This is a genomic window from Rubrivirga sp. (genome assembly GCF_965213695.1).
Classification (GTDB): domain Bacteria; phylum Bacteroidota; class Rhodothermia; order Rhodothermales; family Rubricoccaceae; genus Rubrivirga.
The window spans coordinates 1908048-1924925 of record NZ_OZ243912.1; the positions used below are offsets into that span (position 1 = coordinate 1908048).

A 16878-nucleotide genomic window follows, 5' to 3' on the forward strand; every position below is an offset into this window, starting at 1 on the left:
GGTAGACCGCGCTCAGCGAGCGAGCCGCACGCCGAGCAGGACCGTGAACGGGGGCTCGGGGAAGCCGGGCCACCGCTCGGCCTCGCCGAGCAGCCGCTCGCCCCGGAGCACGACCGCGAGCGGGCCGGTGAGGGCGTAGCGGGCGTCGAGCGACAGGCGCCCGAACGCCGCCGCCTCGAGGTCGCCCAGCCGGTCGGTCGGCCGTGCGCTCTCGGCGTCGGCCGCGAGCCCGACGCGGCCTCGGCCCGACGCGAACGGGACCTGGACGCCGGCCCGGCCGACGAGCGGCGCGAAAAACGGGATCTCGCCGCCCTCGGCCCGGCCGGACCGGACCTCGACCCCGGCCGAGGCCGTCGCCCCCAACGGCAACACCAGGGCGAGGTCGGCGCCGATGCCGTACGAGCGGGCGTCGAGGTAGACGGCGTCGAACCCGCCGGAGAACTCCTCGAACGCGAGGAAGGTCGGGGCCACGAAGGCCGTCCCGAAGACGCGGGCCCGGGCCACGGCCGACCGGAGCTCGAGCCCGGCGCGGGCGTCGACCGGGACCACGTCGGGCGCCACGATGGGGGCGGCGACGACGTACGGGTTGTCGCCCGTCAGGTCGGTCAGCGAGCGGACGGCGAGGTGCGGGTCGTTGACCGCGAACGCCGACGCGGCCGGCCCGAGCGGGAGCCGGACGTCGACGATGGGGCCGATGGCCTGGGCGTCGCCGGCGCCAGCCGTGGCCGAGGCGTCGTAGACCAGCGCCCGCGCGCCGAGCGTCAGGCGGAGCCCGTCGGCGCCGGCGAGGGACAGCGCGATCCCGGCCGCGCCGTACTGGACGTCGGTCCCGACCGAGCCGGACCCGGCCGTGCCGCCGGCGAGGTCGGCGAGCAGGCTCTGTTGGAACAGGGCGACCCGTGCGGCGGCGTCGACGCGGCCCTCGGTCGTCGTCTCGGAGTCGTCGGCCCGGGTCAGCCGGCCCTGCTCGAACCCGACCGTGACGGCCGCCGGCACACTCCCGACGGTTTCGAGCCCGAGCTCGGCCCCGGCCATCTGGCGCATCCGCCGCGAGAAGCCCAGCCCGGGCGTCGTGTAGGCATCGAACAGCCCGTAGCCCTCCAGCCGGACCCGACCCGGCCCGAACGACTGCCCTCCGGCCCGGACCTCGACCCGGTCGGAGGCGATGCGGCCGTCGGTCTCGGGGAACCCGTCGTAGGCCGCGTCGACGAAGAACTCGCCGGCCGCGCCGCCGGCCGACAGGTCGAGCCGGCCGTAGCGGGCGAGGTAGGCCCCGGCCCCGGCCTCGGCCCGCAAGTTGCGGACGTCGAGGTCCGTCGCGGGCGGCTCGGGCGGTGGCGCCAGCGCGAGCGCCGGGAGGGCGTCGAGGTCGGGGTCGAACGGCTGCGTCACCGGCTCGCGCTCGGCCGGGACGACGTAGCGCCGGGGCAGCGGGCCGAAGCCGGACAGCGGCTGGCGCTCGACGACGGGCAGCGTCACGGCGATCACGCCGCGGCTCTCGAACACGGCCGGCGTCAGGCTCGGGAGCTGGGAGCGGTCGTCGGGCTGGGCCTGGGCGAGGGCGGGGACCAGGACGGCCGCCAGCAGGAGTCGTCGCATCGGGTTACCGGTTGTCGTCCGAGTCGTCGGGCTCGGGCGCGGGGGCTTCGAGCTCGGGCCGGTCCCGCAGCGCCGCCTGGGCCGCCGACGTGGTCGGGTAGCGGCCGACGAGCTCGCGCAACAGCCGGTCGGCCTCGTCGGCGCGGCCGAGGGTTCGGAGGGCGGACGCTTCGAGCGCGTAGGCGTCGGCGACGCGCTCGGGGCTGGCGGCGCCCCGGGTGCGGAGCTGGCCGGCGGCGATCCGGGCGCCCTCGGCGTCGCCCGACGCGAGGAGCGCCTCGGCCAGCCGCAACGTGGCCTCGTCCGAGAGCGGGCCGTCGGGGTAGCGCGAGAGCAGGCGACGGAGCGCGCGGGCGGCGTCGGCGGACCGGCCGGTCGAGGCGTAGGCGCCGCCCAGCGCCAGCAGCGCGTCCTGCTCCAGGTCGGCGGGGGGCGTGCCGGACAGCACCTCCTCCAGGAGCGACACCGCCAGCGAGTCCTGGCCCGACGTCAGCGCGAGCAGGGCGCGGGCGTAGCGCAGCCGCTGGCGTTCTTCGCGCCCGCCGAGCCCGGCGTCGACCTCGGCGAACGCCCGGTCGACCTCGTCGCCGCGGCCCTGGGCGTCGAGCGCGTCGGCGAGCCCGCTGAAGGCGTCGACGGTGAGCGGGCTCGACGGGTAGCGCTCGAACACGCGCCGGTAGAACGTCTCGGCCTGGGCGTACCGCTCGTTGTTCATCTGGACGTCGCCCAGGCCCAGCAGCGCCGCCGCGCCGCGCTGGGGCCGCTCGCGCAACACCCGCTCGTAGGCGGCGACGGCCAGGCTGTCCTGCCCGCGCGCCGAGTACAGCGCCCCCTGCGCCAGCAGCGCCTGGGCGTACCGCTCGGACTCGGGGTACTCACGCAAAAGGCGGCCGTACGCCTGGAGCGCCTGGTCGGTCTGCCCCTCGCGGCCGAGCACCTGGGCCGTCTGGAACAGGGCGTAGTCGCCGCCCTGGCGGTCCGGCGTGGCGGCGGCGACGCGGCCGTAGACGAGCCGGGCGTCCTGGTAGCGACCCAGCGCCGAGTAGAGGTCGCCCAAGCGGAGCAGCGCGTCGGCGTAGTAGGGGACGAGCTCGCCGGACCGCGTGTAGGCCGACAAGAACCGCTCGAAGGCGTCGGCGGCGGCGGCCGTCTGGCCGCGCTGGTAGAACGTCCAGGCGATGACGTAGCGGGCGGCGTCGGCGCGGGGGTGGTCCGGGTAGCGGTCGAGCAGGTCGCGCAAGATGGCCTCGGCGCGGGCGTACTCGCGCGCCTGGAACGCGCTCTCGCCGGCCCAGAACAGGGCCTCGCCCGCGCGCGGACCGGTCGGGTCCCCGTTGGCCACGGCGACGAGCGCGGGGACGGCCTCGGCGTAGCGCCCGCCGACGAACAGGGCGTAGGCGTCCTGGAAGGCGACCTCGGCCCGGGTCTCGGCCGTCGCCGTGCCCAGGCCCTCGGCCCGGCGGAAGGCGTCGCGCGCCCGGTCGGTCTGGCCGGACGCCGCGTAGGCCTCGCCCAGCATCCGGGCGGCCTCGCCGGCGTAGGGCCCGCGCGGCGAGAGCGCGAGCAGCTGGTCGAACGCCTGGGCCGCCTCGTCGTAGCGGCGCCGCTCGTAGCGGAGCAGGCCGAGCTCGAGGAGGGCTGCTTGGGCGTAGGCCCCGTCCGGCCGGCGCTCGGTCGCCTGGACCCACCGGGCCTCGGCGTCGCCGAGCTGGCCGAGCGCCTTCAGGGCGACGCCCTCGTAATAGGCCGCCTCATGCGCGACGGCGTCGTCCTGGCCATCGGCCGTTCCGGCGCGGGCGGTCTGGTAGAACGCGACGGCGTCGGAAAAATCGCCGCGGGCGGAGGCGACGCGGCCCCGGGCGAGGGCGGCGCGGCGGGCGTAGCGGCTATCGGCCGGCACAGCGGCCGAGGCCGCGTCGGCGCGGTCGGCGTCGCCCAGGCGGAGCCAGGTCTCGCCGGCCAGCAGGGCGCCTCGGGCGGCGTCGTCGCCCGCGAGCGTTGCGCGGCGGCGGTCGGCTTCGCGGGCGCCCTCGGCGAGCTGGCCGGAGCGGACGAACGCTTCGGCCAGCCCGAGCCCGGCGAGCGTGTCCTCCGGGGAATCCGGGTAGCGGGTCTGGAGCCGGCCGAAGGCGTCGGCGGCCCGGCGCCAGTCGCCTTGCTCGGCGTGGACCTCGCCCAGCGCGTAGAGCGCGGGGGCGCCCGACGGCGTGTCCTCGGCGGCGGCCCGCTCGAAGGCGGCGACGGCGGCCTCGGGCCGGTCCTGGCGGCGGTGGACGAGCCCGAGCAGGTACGCCGCCTCGGCACGCGGCCCGGGAGGGCCCGCGGCGTCGGCGGCAGCGGCTAGGGCGTCCTCAGCGCGGGCGTCGTCGCCGCGGGCGTAGTAGTAGCGGCCGAGCGCGAGCCGGGCTCGGGCGGCGTACGGGTGGCCGGGGTAGAGCCGCTCGAACCGCTCGAAGAGGGCCGCCGCCGCCCGGTCGTCGTCGACCGCGAGCGCCGACTCGGCCCGGAAGAACAGGGCCTCGGGCGCGCGGGGGTCCCGGGGCGAGCGGTCGAGGAACCGGGCGAACGCCCGCTCGGCGGCGCTGAACTGGCCCCCGTCGTAGAGCAGCTTGGCCGCCTCGAACGCCTCTTCGGACCGCTCCGGGCGGGCGTCGACGGCGCCCGGCGCCTGGGCGGCCACGGGCGCGACCGACCCCGCGACCGCCGCCAGGACGAGCGCCAGCGGCACGGCGGAGCAGAAGCGCGCCGCTCGGCGCGCGCGAAGAGACCGGAGATGCATTGGGGGGACGGCGTCCGGCGAGGGAGCCAATCTACGGAGCGGCCCGGCCCCGCACGTCGGCGAGAAACAAAGGGGGGGCGCCGGATCGTACCTACGCCGACACGCCCCCTCTTTCCCCGCCCTTCCCATGGCCGACGACACCAACATCCCCGACGCTGACACGCCCGACGACGTGACCCCCACGCCGGGCATCCCCGACCCCAACCCGCTCGTCCCCGACGCCTCCATCGAGCCGGCCGCGCAGGCCACGGCCGCCACCGCCGAGACCATCCCCCCGCCGCTCCCGGCCGATTACGAGATGCCGGACGACTACGCGACCGACGACCCGGTCGCGACCGTCAAGGCCTGGGTCGAGTCCCACCCCGGCCTGTCCATCCTGGCCGCCGCCGGCATCGGCCTGGTCGTCGGGCGCGTGGTGACGGGCCTGTTCCCGGACCCCGAGCCGCCGTCGCTCGCCGACAAGGTCGAGAAGCGCGCGCGCCAGCTCCAGAAGGAGGCCAAAAAGCGCGGGAAGGTCTACAGGAAAGACGCGAAGGAGTTTGCCGACACGGCCGGCGACTCGCTCCAGGACAGCCTCCACCGGGCCGCCGAGGCGCTCCGCGAGGCGGCCTCGGCGACGGGCGACGCCGCCGAGGAGGGCTACGAGAAAACGAAGGACCTCGCCGAGACCATCGCCGACGCGGCCAAGGTGGCGGTCACCGGCGTCCTCGCCGCCAAGCTCGACGACTGGGTCGGCAAGATCCGGGATTAGAGCCGGTGAGTCCCTCGTCGGTGGTCGCCGGTGCGCGAGGAGGAATCCTGGCGCACGGACCCCCGATGACTGACGACTGACGCACGGGCCCTGCGTCAACTTCGGCTGAAGGAACCGGGGCGTCCCTCGCCAGGGCGCCCCGGTCGCCGTTTTGCCCGTACCCTTCGCCCGCCACCGCTGCCGTCCCATGAGCATCCTCGTCGTCGGAACCGTCGCCTTCGACACCGTCGAGACGCCGTTCGGCCGGGCCGAGCGGATCCTGGGCGGGTCGGCGACCTACGCCTGCCTGGCGGCGCGCGTGCTGGGAGCGCCGGTCCAGCTCAACGCCGTCGTCGGGCGGGACTTCCCCGACGCCCACGTCGAAGCGCTCGTCTCGCGCGGCGTCGACGTCGAAGGGTTGGTCCGCGACCCGGACGGCGAGACGTTCTTCTGGGCCGGCCGGTACCACTACGACCTCAACACGCGCGACACGCTCGCGACGCACCTCAACGTGCTCGCGACGTTCGAGCCGGACCTGCCGGCGTCGTACCGCGCGCCCGGCATCGTCTGCCTCGGCAACCTCGACCCGACCGTCCAGGCGTCGGTCATCGACCAGACGTCGGGCGACGCGCTCGTCGTGGCCGACACGATGAACTTCTGGATCGACAACACGCCCGACGCGCTCCGCGAGACGCTCGCCCGCGTCGACGTCCTCGTCATCAACGACGAGGAGGCGCGGCAGCTCTCGGGCGAGCCGAACCTCGTCCGCGCGGCCCGGGCCGTCCGCGCGCTCGGGCCCGAGACGGTCATCGTCAAGAAGGGCGAGCACGGGGCGCTCCTGTTCTGCGGCGACGACGTGTTCTCGGCCCCGGCCTACCCGCTCGAAGACGTCGTCGACCCGACCGGGGCCGGCGACACGTTCCTGGGCGGCTTCGCGGGCCACCTCGCCCGGGCCGGCGCGACCGACGCCGACGCGATGCGCCAGGCCGTCGTGGTGGGCAGCGCGCTCGCCTCGTTCGTGGTCGAGGCCTTCGGCCCGGACCGCCTGCTGACCGTGACGGCCGCCGAGCTCGACGGCCGGATCGACGCCTTCCGCCGGCTCTCGGCCGTCCCGACGATCGTCTCCGCCTGACGACGGGCGGGGGAGGTCGCGCCCCCCTGGCGTCACGCGCCGGCCTGCTGCGAGTAGCGGTTGAACAGGGCCGCCTGGGCCTCGAACACCCACTGGTTCATGATCGTCTCCTCGGACACCCCGACGTGGACCGAGACCCGGCGCGCGTCCCCGCGGCCCCAGTGGGCGATCTCCTCGAGCGACCGGACGCCGGCTTGGTAGAGCAGCCGCTGCGTCTCGGCGTCGACCGTGGTGATGACGGTGAGGTCCTCGGTCAGCTCGGGCGTCTCCGCGCTTGCGTCGGGGGCAGCGGGTGCGGGGGGCTCCTCGGAAGCCGCGAGCTCGGGCGCGTCGTCCTCCGCAGGGGCGACCTCGGCCAGCACGGCGGGGGACTCGGGAGCCGTGGAGTCCGGGACGGAACCCGTCGCCGGAGACGGCGCGGGCGCCGGGGGAGCCAGAGCCGAGAGGTCAACGAGCTCGCTCTCCGCAGTAGTCGAGGCGGGGGCCTGCGTCGGGGTGGCCTCGGCCGGCCGCGTCGACGGGAGCCCCACGAAGTCGTCCGGGGACGCCGTGATGGGGCCCCGAGAGATCCACGCGGTCTCCTGGAGCGAGTGCGGGGTGTCAGGCGTCAGCACCGGGGCCCCACGCTCCGCCGTCAGTGCGTGGGGAGACGAGGGCACCTGGGACGGGTCCCACGCCTCGAAGATGTCGGCGAGCGCTCCCTCACGCCTGGCGCCGTCGCCGTGAACGGGGTCGCCGTAGAGCGGAGTCGTGGCGAACGGGTCCTCGGGCTCGGCCCGCCGCTCGGGCGGCATCAGGGCGAAGTCGTCGTCCGGCAGGTCGTGGTCCGACGCGCTCGGCTCGTCCGCGACATCGCTCTCGTCGGCGGGCTCGGCAACGGCGGTCTCCTCGACGGCGGGCTCGACGGGGGCGTCTTCAAAGGTCTCTTCGCCGAAGGCGTCCTCGATGAACGTCTCTTCGGCGACGTCCTCCTCGACGGGCGCGGGCGTGGGATCCGCGGCGGGCGCCGGCGGCTCCTCGCTCGCCATCAGGGCCGGATCGTACGCGGGGGAGACGGCGGCCGGCGCGTCGAACGAGTCGCCGGTCGGGGCCGGGTCGGGCTGGGTGGAGTCGAGCCCGAGGAAGGCCTCCGAGAAGGTCTCCGAGAAAAGGGGCGGGGCGGCCCCGGTGTCCTCGTCGACCGACGGCGCCTCGGCGCTCGACGGGTCGGGCGACGCCGTGTCGAGCCCGGCCGCCTCGAACGTTTCGGCCTTGAACGTCTCCGCCTCGTCGCCGGCCGGGGCCCCGGACGGGGCGACCGAGAACGAGACGTCCTCGAAGGAGACGTCCTCGAACGAGGCGTCGAGCGCGTCGTCGTCAGCGGTCTCCTCGACGGACGGGTCGAGCGCCGGCGGGTCGTCGGCGAGCGGCGGGGCGGGGGGGAGGGCGAGCGGAGTCGCGGCCGGGAGCCCGACCGTCTGCTGGATGGCCCCGATCTGGTGGCGGATCTCGGCCAGCTCGTCGTCGCGGCGGCGGGCCTCGTGGCGGAGCTCGCTGCGGAGCCCCTGGACCTGGTTCTGCTGGCCCTCGACCGTGTGGCGGACCGTGTCGAGCTTCTGGGCGAGGAGCTGGCGCTGGGTCTCGCCCTGGAGCGACTGGGCCGCCACGGCCTTCTCGATCTGGGCGCCGATGGCGGAGACGGCCTCGGCGACCGCGTCGGACGGGGCCGGGCGCTCGGCGCTGTCGGCGTCGCCCTGGCGGGCGCGGAGGAACGCGACGGTGACCCCGACGACGGCGGAGCCGGCGACGATGGCCAGGACAAGGATGGCGTACAACATCGGATTCGGGCTACTCGGTGACGAGGGTGAGGGCGTCCGGGCCGACGCCCGTGCCGACGTCGAGCCGGCCGGCGGCCACGGCGTCTTCGAAAAGCCGCTCCAAGAGAGCGGCGCGGGCGGCGGCGAGGGCCGGGTCGGGGGCGGTCGCGGCGACGCGGAACGTGTCGGGGTTCCACTCGAACCGGCTCCCCATCCGGTAGACGTAGGACCGGAGGGTCGGCTCGAGCTGGGCGCTCCGCCGGCCGAACCCGTGCTGGATCGCGTCGAGCAGCCGGGACAACTCGACGTCGAGGGGCTCGTTGCTGGCCTCCTCCAAGCGCGTCAACAGGTCGACCGGGATGGGCGAGGGGTCGGCGGGGAACGAGGCGGGCGACGGGGCCGGCGGCGTGGCCGCGTCGGCGGGCGCCGGGCGGGTCGCGGCGGGGTCGGCCGAGGGCGCCACGGCGTCCGTCGACCCGGTGAGGGCGACCGCGAGGGCGGCGATCAGGGCGATGCTGAGCAGCGCCAGGCCCCCGGTCGCCGCGACCGCCCAGCTCGGGAGCGGTGGCCGCGACGTGGTGGGGGGCCGCTCCCCGAGGCCCGCGACCGTCGCCGCCGGGGGCTCCGGAGAGGGAGGCGCAGGGGGGCCCTCGAGGTCCAGCGCGTTCAACGTGTCGAGCGTGACGATCCGGAGGCCCGGCCGCTCCCCCGTGGGCTCGGAGGCGCCGTCGCCGGACGGGCGGCCCGGCCGCTCAGACGCGCCGACGCGGTCGGCCGTCGGGGCCGGTTCCGAGGGCTCGGGCGCCGGGGCGCCGAGCGAGAACGGAACGGAATCGAGTAGATCGGTAATCGGCACGGGGTCGGCGAGGCCGTCCGGGGGCGGGGGAGGGTCACCGAGGGGAGGGGCAACGATGATGCCGGGGGCGGGCGCCGCGGGCAGGGCGCTCCAGACGGGACCGATCCGGCCAGGCCGGCCGGTATCTTTCGGCGTCGCCCCCTGCACCCGTGCGAGCCCGCCTCGTCCTGACCCTCGCCGTGGCCGCGCTGGCCTCGGCCTACGCCCTCTCCGCCTGCCGCTCGGCCGCGCCCGAGGTGGCCGGCGATGCGTCGTGGACCTACGTCGGCGACGGGGCCTGCCAGCAGTGCCACGCCGACCTCGCCGCGAGCTACGCCCAGACGGGGATGGGCCGCTCGCTCAGCCGGTTCGACCCGGCCACGGCGCCCGAGCGGTTCGGGCCGGGCGGCGCCGGGCCGGTCGTCTGCGCGTCCGACGGGTACTGCTACCAGGCGTTCGTCCGCGGCGACACCCTGTTCCAGCGCGAGACCCGGCCCGAGCTGCCGGGCTACGCCCGCGTCGAGGCCGTCGACTACGTGGTCGGCTCGGGCAACGCGACGCGGTCGTACCTGATGGCGGCGGCCGGCGGCGACGCGGCCCACGGCGAGTACCTCACCGAGATGCCGCTGACGTGGTACGTCGAGCGGGCGCTGTGGGACCTCAGCCCGGGCTACCGCGACGGGAACGCCCGGTTCGACCGGCCGATCACGCTCGACTGCCTCACCTGCCACGACGCCCGGCCGGCACATGAGACGAGCCAGAACTTCTACACCGACGTCCCGCTCGGCATCTCGTGCGAGCGGTGCCACGGGCCGGGCTCGGCCCACGTCGCCGCGTTCGAGGCCGGCGGCTCGCCCTCGGACCCCCAGATCGTCAACCCGGCCGGGCTCGCGACCGACCTCCAGCTCGACGTCTGCCAGCAGTGCCACCTGACCGGCGAGACCGTCTACGCCCCGGGCCACGACGCGACGACGTACCGACCGGGCCGGCCGCTGGCGGCCCACCGCGCCGTGTTCGCGACCGAGGCGTCGGTCGAGGACCCCGTCCGGTTCGGGATCGCCAGCCACGCCGAGCGGATGATGCGGAGCGCCTGCTTCCAAGAGAGCCAGGGGACCGACCGCCCGATGACCTGCACGACGTGCCACGACCCGCACACGCCGACGGCCCAGCTCCCGGCCGACCACTTCAACCAGACGTGCACGTCGTGCCACGGGCCGTCGGCGCACCTCGACGCCTGCTCGCGGCCGGCGGCGGAGACCGTGGCGGAGGCCATGACCGGCGATTGCGTGAGCTGCCACATGCGCCAGGCCGGCACGTCGGACATCCCCCACGTCTCGTTCACGGACCACTGGATCCGCCGCGACCCGCCGCCGTCGACCCAGGCGACGGCGACGCGCGAGGACGTCCGCGGCGAGACGCCGTTCCGGCTCGTCAACCTAGCCGCTGGCGGCGACCCGCCGAGCGCGGCTGAAGCGGACGCGGCGCTGGCGCTGGCGACGTTCTCGCTGTACGAGACGCAGCACCCGCTCACGGCTTACCTCCCGCGCGTGGCGCGGCTGGCCCGGCGGGCGCTCGCGGCCGGCGTCGAGCGGACCGACCTCCGGGTCGTCCTGGGCCGGGCGCTGTTGGAGCAGGACTCGCTGGCGTCGGCCCAGGCTGTGCTGGAGGAGGCCGTCGCTCGGGACCCGGCCGCGCCGTACGCGTGGCTGTGGCTGGGCGTGGTCGAGTCGGCCCGGGGGCGGCACGCCGAGGCGGCCGAGGCGCTGGCGGAGGCGGTCCGGCTGGCGCCGCGGCTGACCGAGTCCCGGGTCCGCCTGGGGACGGCGCTGGCTGAGGCCGGCCGGGTCGGCGAGGCCGCCGCGGCGCTCGAGGCGGCCGTGGCCCAGGACCCGCTCCGCCACCCCGACGCCTGGACCGCGCTCGGGGCCGCGCGCCTGCGCCAGAACCGGGTCGAGGGAGCGCTCGGCGCCCTGCGCCGGGCCGTCGCCCTCGACCCCCGCCTGGCGCCGGCCCGGGCGACGTTGGGCGCCGCGCTCCTGGCGTCGGGCGACCTCGACGCCGCGCGCGCCCAGTTCGAGGCCGCGCTCCGGCTCGACCCCGCCGAGCGCTCGGCCCTGGGCAACCTCGGCCTGGTCTTGGCGCGCCAGGGCCGGACGGCCGACGCCCGCGCCCGCTTCCAGGAGCTGCTCCGCCTCGACCCGACCGACGCCCGCGCCCGCGCCGCCCTCGCCGAGCTGGGCCCCTGAGTCGGGCCGTGGGGAGCGCCGCTTCGCGGCGAGGGCGCGGCGGGCGCCGCAGAGAGCGCCGCTCCGCGGCGAGAGCGCGGAGAGTGGCTTGACTGCGACCTCACCCGCCCGCACGTTCCGTGCTCTCCGTGCTCTCCGTGCTCTCCGTGCTCTCCGTGCTCTCCGTGCTCTCCGTGCTCTCCGTGCTCTCATGACTCGCCTGCTCCTTGCCCTCCTCGCGCTCGCCGGCTGCGGCGGCGGCCCCGTCGACGTCCAGACGGCCGACGCGGTCCCACTCCGGCTCGACCGCGACGACCCCGACAAGCTGCTCGGCTCGGTCCTGGGCGCCTACGTCGGGCCCGACGGCGGTGACCCGGTCGAGGCGGGCCTGCTCTCGCGCGACGGCGACGCCTACGTGCTCCACCCGCAGCGGCTGCCTCCGGCCGCCCGCGCCGCGCTCGCCGACGCGAACGGCGACGGCGCCATCGACTGGGACGAGCTGGCGGCCATGCTGGAGGCGAGCTACTCCGACGCCGTCGACCTGCCCGCGACGACGGCCGGGCTCCCCAACGAGGATTCCCCCCGGTTCACCGTCGAGGTCGACGGCGTGATGACGGCGGCCCGGCGCCGGATCTCGGTGTCCGAGCCCGCGCTCCGGCAGGCGATGACGGCGTTCGCGGAGACCGGCACGATGGAGTACCCCGCCGGGACCTGGATCGTCGGCGAGCACCTCGTCGACGGCGTCGTCGTCGAGACGACGGCGAAGGTCCGCCGGGCCGACGGGTTCTGGGACTTCGCCGTCTACGGGCCCGACGGGGCGCTCGCGCCGGCCACCCGGACCGAGCCGCGCGCGCTCCGCGTGCCGACCCAGTGCACGGGCTGCCACCTCGGCCGGCGCCTGTTCGAGCCCGAGAAGAGCTTCCCCGCCCCGGCCACCGACGGCCCGTTCGGCCCGCGCGCCGTCCACGTCCCCCCAGCCTGGCGGAGCCCGGAGGCGACGGCGCTCTTCGACGAGCACGCCCGCCGCGACGACGGCGTCCTCGGCCTCTACGCGACGCTCTACGCCGGCCGCCTGCTCGACGCCCGCCAGCGCGGCACGATCTCGCCGGACGACGCGGCGCTGCTGGACGCGCTGGGGCTGTAGGGCCTCGACCCGTGGACTTGGGGACGGGTGGGCCCCGCTCGGACGCGCCGTGCGATCTTCGGGGCTCCACATGTCCACGGGTCCACGTGTCCACGTCCCTCGCTACGGTCCGCCTCGTCAACGCCGTGTTCTACGCCCACCACGGGGTGATGGAGGAGGAGCACCGGATCGGCGGTCGCTACGAGGTCGACGTCGCGATGGCGCTCGACGTGCGGGAGGCCGCGGAGCAGGACGACCTGTCGAAAACGGTGGACTACGAGCGGGTCTACGCGCTCGTCCGCGACGTGGTGACGGGGACGCCGGCGACCCTTATCGAGCGGGTCGCGTGGCAGATCGCCCAAGCCGTCGGGGCGGCGTACCCGGCCGTCGCGTCGGTCGAGGTCACGGTCCGCAAGCCGAACCCGCCCGTCGGCGGGCCGTGCGACCGGGCCGAGGTCGTCGTCCACCACGCGCCGGGGTCGTGACCGAGGCGTTCGTCGCGCTGGGGGCGAACCTCGGCGACCGGCTGGCGGCGTTGCGCGGCGCCGTCGCCGCGCTCGACGCGCTGCCCGAGACGGCCGTCGTGGCGTCGAGCGCGGTCTACGAGACCGCGGCGCTCGTCCGGCCCGGGGCCGCGCCCCAGCCCGACCACCTCAACGCCGTCGTGGGCCTCCAGACCCGCCTCGACCCGCCGGCGCTGCTCCGCGCGCTCCGCGCCATCGAGCGCGCCGCCGGTCGCGAGCCCGCCGCCGAGCGCTGGGCCCCGCGCCCGCTCGACCTCGACCTGCTGCTCTGGGGCGACGACGAGATCGCCGGGCCCGACCTCACGGTGCCGCACCCGGCCCTCGACGCGCGCCGGTTCGTCCTCGTCCCCCTCGCCGACGTCGCCGCCGACCGCGTCGTCCCCGGCCTCGGGCGGAGCGTGGCCGACCTCCTGGACGACTGTCCGGACACGAGCCGCGTCGAGCGGACGTCGGCGCGTCTCTGGCCGTGACCCCTCTCCCAAGCCCGAACAGAGACGGACTCGCCGGACGGGGGGCCGGCCGTCCGCTCAGTTGGCCGGGGCGTCGTCGAAGGCCCAGACGGGGTACGGGTGGGGCGGGTGGAGCCCGAGCGCCGTCAGGAGCAGGGCCGTCTCGCCCCGGTGGTAGACGATCGGGGTGAGCCCGAGCTGGCGGAGCGCGTCGCCCCGGGTCATCCGCGCGACGGGCTCCCCGTTCTCCTGGAGGCACCACGGCGCCCGGAGCGCGCCCGCGCCGACGCCGTCCATCAGCGCCTCGACCTCGCGCTCGTTGGCGTGGTACGCCGCGACCAGGTCGGTCACGGCGGCCAGGTCGTCGGCCGTCGGTTCGAACGAGAGCTCGACCTCGTCGAACTCGAGGATCCACCCGACCCGGGCGACGATCCGGACGAGCCGGAGGGCGAGCACGCGGAGCGACGGGAGCGACGGGTACGGCGTCCAGTCCATGCACTCCGCCGGGATGAGCGTCAGCACGGCCCGCGTCCGGCGGATCTCGGTGCGGAGCTCGTCCAAGACCGCGGGACGCTGCGGGGGCTCGTCGGCGTCCGGGCCGGCCGCGGCGACGGCCGCGGCGGTGACGGCCATGGCCGTGGCGGACGCGCGCCGGCGGTCCTGGTGCCGCCGGTCCTGCTGCGGGCGGGCCTCCGGGTCCGGCGACCACGCGACGACGTCGGCGAAGGGGAGCCAGGCCCGGCTCTGCCCCAGCGACCACGCCGCGCCCGACGGCCAGGCCTCGGTGTGGTGGACGAGGAACTGGGCCACGTGGTCGACGCCGGTCGCCGTGAGCACGCGGACGACTTGGCCCCGCCGCGGCACGCGGGCGGTGGCGTCGTACCAGGTAGGGGCGGAGGCCGGGGAGGTCATGCCCCGGGTATCGGCGGGGGGGATGGGACTTTAAAGTGTCGTGTGCGGGGACTGTAACCGGAGACAGAGCGTGGACGGCGGCGGGGGCCATCTCGGATTCTCCAGGCCGCTCGGGGTGGGAAGGAGACCGGCGGAATCACCCAATCGTCAACGTCCCGGAGGGGGGCGCTGTCTCGATCTTTAGGCCCCGCCACCCCGTTGCCATGCCCGCCCCCACGCTCCCCGCCCACCTCGGCTACGTCGTCGTCGAGGGCGTGATCGGCGCCGGCAAGACGACGATGGCCCGGATGCTGGCGAACCGGGCGGGGGGCCGGGTGGTGCTCGAGGAGTTCGAGGAGAACCCGTTCCTCGACCGGTTCTACACGGACCGGGACCGGTGGGCCTTCCAGACCCAGCTCGCGTTCCTCGCGAGCCGGTTCAAGCAGCAGAAGGCGCTCGCCACGCGCGACCTGTTCGTGCCCCACGTCGTCTCGGACTACTCGTTCGACAAGGACCGGATCTTCGCCCACGTCACGCTGTCGGGCGACGAGGTCCGGCTGTACGAGACGCTCTACGGCATCATGGAGCCGGCGGCGCCGGTCCCCGACTTGGTCGTCTACCTCCGGTCGTCGGTCGACCGGCTGCTCCACAACGTCGCGCTGCGGGGCCGGAGCTACGAGTCGGACATGGACCGGGGGTACCTCGCCGAGCTGGTCGAGGCCTACGACCAGTACTTTTTCCACTACACCAAGAGCCCGCTGCTCATCGTCGACGCGAGCCGGATCGACTTCGTGGGGGCACCGGCCACGTTCGACGAGCTGGTCCGCCAGATGGCGAGCGTCCGCGGGGGGACGGCCTACTTCAACCCGCCCGACACGATGCAGCTGTCGTTCTAGGCTCGCTGCGCTCGCCGGGACGGGGGACGGGGGACGGGGGACGGGGGACGGGGGACGGGGGACGGGGGACGGGGGACGGGGGACGGGGGACGGGGGACGGGGGACGGGGGACTCGCGGCCGTGGAAAAGTTCCGGGCAACCTGTGGCCTCTGAGCTTGCGGCCCATTCCAGAGACGGCCATTTCTCCGAACTCCGAACTCCGAACCCTATTCCGGCGGGTCGAGCGACACCGAGATGAAAGCGTAGGCGCGGACGCGCTCGCCGCCGTCGCGCGCGGGGCGGAACACGTGGCGGCGGGCGGCCTCCAGGACGGCCGCGTCGAACTCGGGCGGGAACGCGGCCACGGCCACCTCGCGGTCGCGGTCGAACGTCACGCGCTGGACGATCTCGGCGTCGGTCACCCGGCCCCCGGCGTTGACCAGGACGCGGACGCGCGCGCTCCCCCGGAAGCCGGAGACGGACGCGCCGCGCGGGTACACCGGGAGCGCCTGCCCGCTCAGCCGCGGGCTCCGGTCCGGCCGCTCGACGATCCGGTCGGCCGCGGGCGGGGGGCCGGAGGGCGCTGGCGGACCCGGCGCCGGTGGGCCTGGCGCGGGCGGGGCCGGCGGCCCGATGGCGGGCGACCGCCGAGGCGACGGCCGGGGCGCCGGCACGACGGGCAGCTCGATGTCGCGGACGATCTCCTCCGCCAGCCGCTCGTCCGGGACCTCGACGGGCGGGCGCTCCGACGGCGTCGGGGCCGGGGGCGGGGCGGGGGGGAGCGCCGACGGCGGCGGCTGGCGCGTTGGCTCGACCATCTCGAACACGACCTGCTCGCGCGTCGGGGCCGAGCGCGGGAGGTCGGGCCCGAGGTCGACGTCGGGCCACCACACGAACGCGGCGACGACTAGGCCCAGGCTCGCGGCGAGGCTCGCCAGCGCGCGCGTGACGGCGTGGCGGTCGCGGCGGGAGGGGAGCCGGGCGGCGTCGGGCATGGGGGCGGAACGGGCCGAGAGCGCCGGGCCGTGCGCGGAGGTGCTCGGCCGCGAGCCCAACGCCATCCCGGGCGGAGGGCGCAAGCTCGCACGGACCGAGGCCACTCCGCCCGCGGTGCGGGTCTTACCGCCCGGCCCCGTGCGCCGGCGCCGCGCACGCGAGCGGGGGCCCCCCGCACGGCGGACCCGCCCGCGCGACCTCGGGCTCGGGGACGACGCGGTACACGTGCCGCTCCGACACGGCCGCGCCGGCGAGCGCGCCGAAGGGAGCGGCGGCCACCGCTCCGAGCCCGGCCGCGAGCCTCGGCGGGAGTAGGGGGATTGGGTCGACGTGGGCGATGACGTAGTACAGCAGGGCCCCGGCGGTCGCGCCGATGGCGGCCCCCTTCAGCGCGCCGGCCCCGTCCCGCCGGAACGACACGGCGGTCACGTCCGACGTGGGCGCCGAGCGGGCCTCCCCGGTCCGTTTGTCGACCCACGTCGTCGTGTCTGGGCCAACACGCAGCGCGCGGACCTGGCGGCCCCGCTCGCCCGCGAGCGCGAGGACGGGGTGGCCCCGCTCGGCCCGGGCGTTGACCTCGGCCCGGTCGGCGGGCGAGGCGAGCGAGGCCGGGCGGGTGTACACGCACCCGGCGAGGAGAGGGACCAGGAGAACGACCAGGGCGACGAACCGGACATCGGGCGACGGGGCGGAGGAGAGCGAACGGTACCGCGCCGTCGGCCCGGTCACCTGGTGCGGACGGACCATCGGGCGGACGCTGAGGGCGACGCGGGCGTCTCCGGTTCAACGCCGTGTGAATCCGATGACGGCCAGGCCCGCCCGGTCGGAATCCGTCGGTACCTTCGTCGGAGCCGTCGGACGCCATGCCCGCCCCCCGGACCTTTCCCGATTCGCCTTCCCCGTTGCGGCCCTCCCGCCGTTGAG

14 protein-coding genes are annotated in these 16878 nt (G+C 76.1%); 7 read left to right on the forward strand and 7 right to left on the reverse strand.

What is annotated here, in order from left to right; translation table 11 throughout:
- Nucleotides 1–12 precede the first annotated feature (12 nt).
- Both ACOOHE_RS08375 and ACOOHE_RS08380 read right to left on the reverse strand, forming a co-directional pair.
- The gene (locus ACOOHE_RS08375; RefSeq protein ID WP_420457348.1) at nt 13–1599 is read right to left on the reverse strand and encodes a hypothetical protein; all 1587 of its coding nucleotides are present in this window, start codon (nt 1597–1599) and stop codon (nt 13–15) included.
- Between the two features lie 4 nt (nt 1600–1603).
- On the reverse strand, nt 1604–4378 hold the full coding sequence (locus tag ACOOHE_RS08380; RefSeq protein ID WP_420457349.1) for a tetratricopeptide repeat protein: 2775 nt from the start codon (nt 4376–4378) through the stop codon (nt 1604–1606).
- A 127-nt stretch (nt 4379–4505) separates the two neighbouring features.
- Between ACOOHE_RS08380 and ACOOHE_RS08385 the strand changes: the two genes are divergently transcribed.
- Nucleotides 4506–5129: a hypothetical protein gene (locus ACOOHE_RS08385; protein ID WP_420457350.1), complete on the forward strand. Its 624-nt coding sequence runs from the start codon at nt 4506–4508 to the stop codon at nt 5127–5129.
- 187 nt (nt 5130–5316) lie between these two features.
- Complete coding sequence (locus ACOOHE_RS08390; protein WP_420457351.1) at nt 5317–6240, forward strand: PfkB family carbohydrate kinase; 924 nt, start codon at nt 5317–5319, stop codon at nt 6238–6240.
- Between the two features lie 32 nt (nt 6241–6272).
- Here the strand turns inward: ACOOHE_RS08390 and ACOOHE_RS08395 are convergent, their stop codons facing one another.
- A complete protein-coding gene (locus ACOOHE_RS08395) occupies nt 6273–8057 on the reverse strand; it encodes a hypothetical protein (RefSeq protein WP_420457352.1) in 1785 nt (594 codons plus the stop codon).
- Between the two features lie 10 nt (nt 8058–8067).
- Nucleotides 8068–8892, reverse strand: coding sequence for a hypothetical protein (locus ACOOHE_RS08400; RefSeq protein WP_420457353.1), 825 nt, complete (start codon nt 8890–8892; stop codon nt 8068–8070).
- Nucleotides 8893–9041: 149 nt separating this feature from the next.
- Here ACOOHE_RS08400 and ACOOHE_RS08405 point away from each other — a divergent pair, with 149 nt between their 5' ends.
- The 4 genes from ACOOHE_RS08405 to folK all read left to right on the forward strand — a co-directional run bounded on the left by ACOOHE_RS08405 (nt 9042) and on the right by folK (nt 13213).
- Complete coding sequence (locus ACOOHE_RS08405; RefSeq protein ID WP_420457354.1) at nt 9042–11117, forward strand: tetratricopeptide repeat protein; 2076 nt, start codon at nt 9042–9044, stop codon at nt 11115–11117.
- A 190-nt stretch (nt 11118–11307) separates the two neighbouring features.
- A complete protein-coding gene (locus ACOOHE_RS08410) occupies nt 11308–12240 on the forward strand; it encodes a hypothetical protein (protein ID WP_420457355.1) in 933 nt (310 codons plus the stop codon).
- Nucleotides 12241–12326: 86 nt separating this feature from the next.
- Nucleotides 12327–12704, forward strand: coding sequence for a dihydroneopterin aldolase (folB, locus tag ACOOHE_RS08415; RefSeq protein ID WP_420457356.1), 378 nt, complete (start codon nt 12327–12329; stop codon nt 12702–12704).
- Complete coding sequence (gene folK / locus ACOOHE_RS08420) at nt 12701–13213, forward strand: 2-amino-4-hydroxy-6-hydroxymethyldihydropteridine diphosphokinase (protein WP_420457357.1); 513 nt, start codon at nt 12701–12703, stop codon at nt 13211–13213. The genes folB and folK overlap by 4 nt, the downstream gene beginning before the upstream one ends.
- A 57-nt stretch (nt 13214–13270) precedes the next feature.
- On the opposite strand, the gene ACOOHE_RS08425 is transcribed toward folK, so the two are convergent.
- The gene (locus ACOOHE_RS08425) at nt 13271–14104 is read right to left on the reverse strand and encodes a hypothetical protein (RefSeq protein ID WP_420457358.1); all 834 of its coding nucleotides are present in this window, start codon (nt 14102–14104) and stop codon (nt 13271–13273) included.
- A gap of 203 nt (nt 14105–14307) precedes the next feature.
- Here ACOOHE_RS08425 and ACOOHE_RS08430 point away from each other — a divergent pair, with 203 nt between their 5' ends.
- The gene (locus ACOOHE_RS08430; protein WP_420457359.1) at nt 14308–14979 is read left to right on the forward strand and encodes a deoxynucleoside kinase; all 672 of its coding nucleotides are present in this window, start codon (nt 14308–14310) and stop codon (nt 14977–14979) included.
- A 206-nt stretch (nt 14980–15185) separates the two neighbouring features.
- Here ACOOHE_RS08430 and ACOOHE_RS08435 read toward each other — a convergent pair whose 3' ends face one another.
- Together ACOOHE_RS08435 and ACOOHE_RS08440 are read right to left on the reverse strand one after the other, a co-directional pair.
- The gene (locus ACOOHE_RS08435) at nt 15186–15953 is read right to left on the reverse strand and encodes a hypothetical protein (RefSeq protein ID WP_420457360.1); all 768 of its coding nucleotides are present in this window, start codon (nt 15951–15953) and stop codon (nt 15186–15188) included.
- Between the two features lie 124 nt (nt 15954–16077).
- Nucleotides 16078–16701 carry a hypothetical protein gene (locus ACOOHE_RS08440; protein WP_420457361.1) on the reverse strand — a complete coding sequence of 208 codons (624 nt, stop codon included), beginning with the start codon at nt 16699–16701 and terminating at the stop codon, nt 16078–16080.
- Nucleotides 16702–16878: the final 177 nt, after the last annotated feature.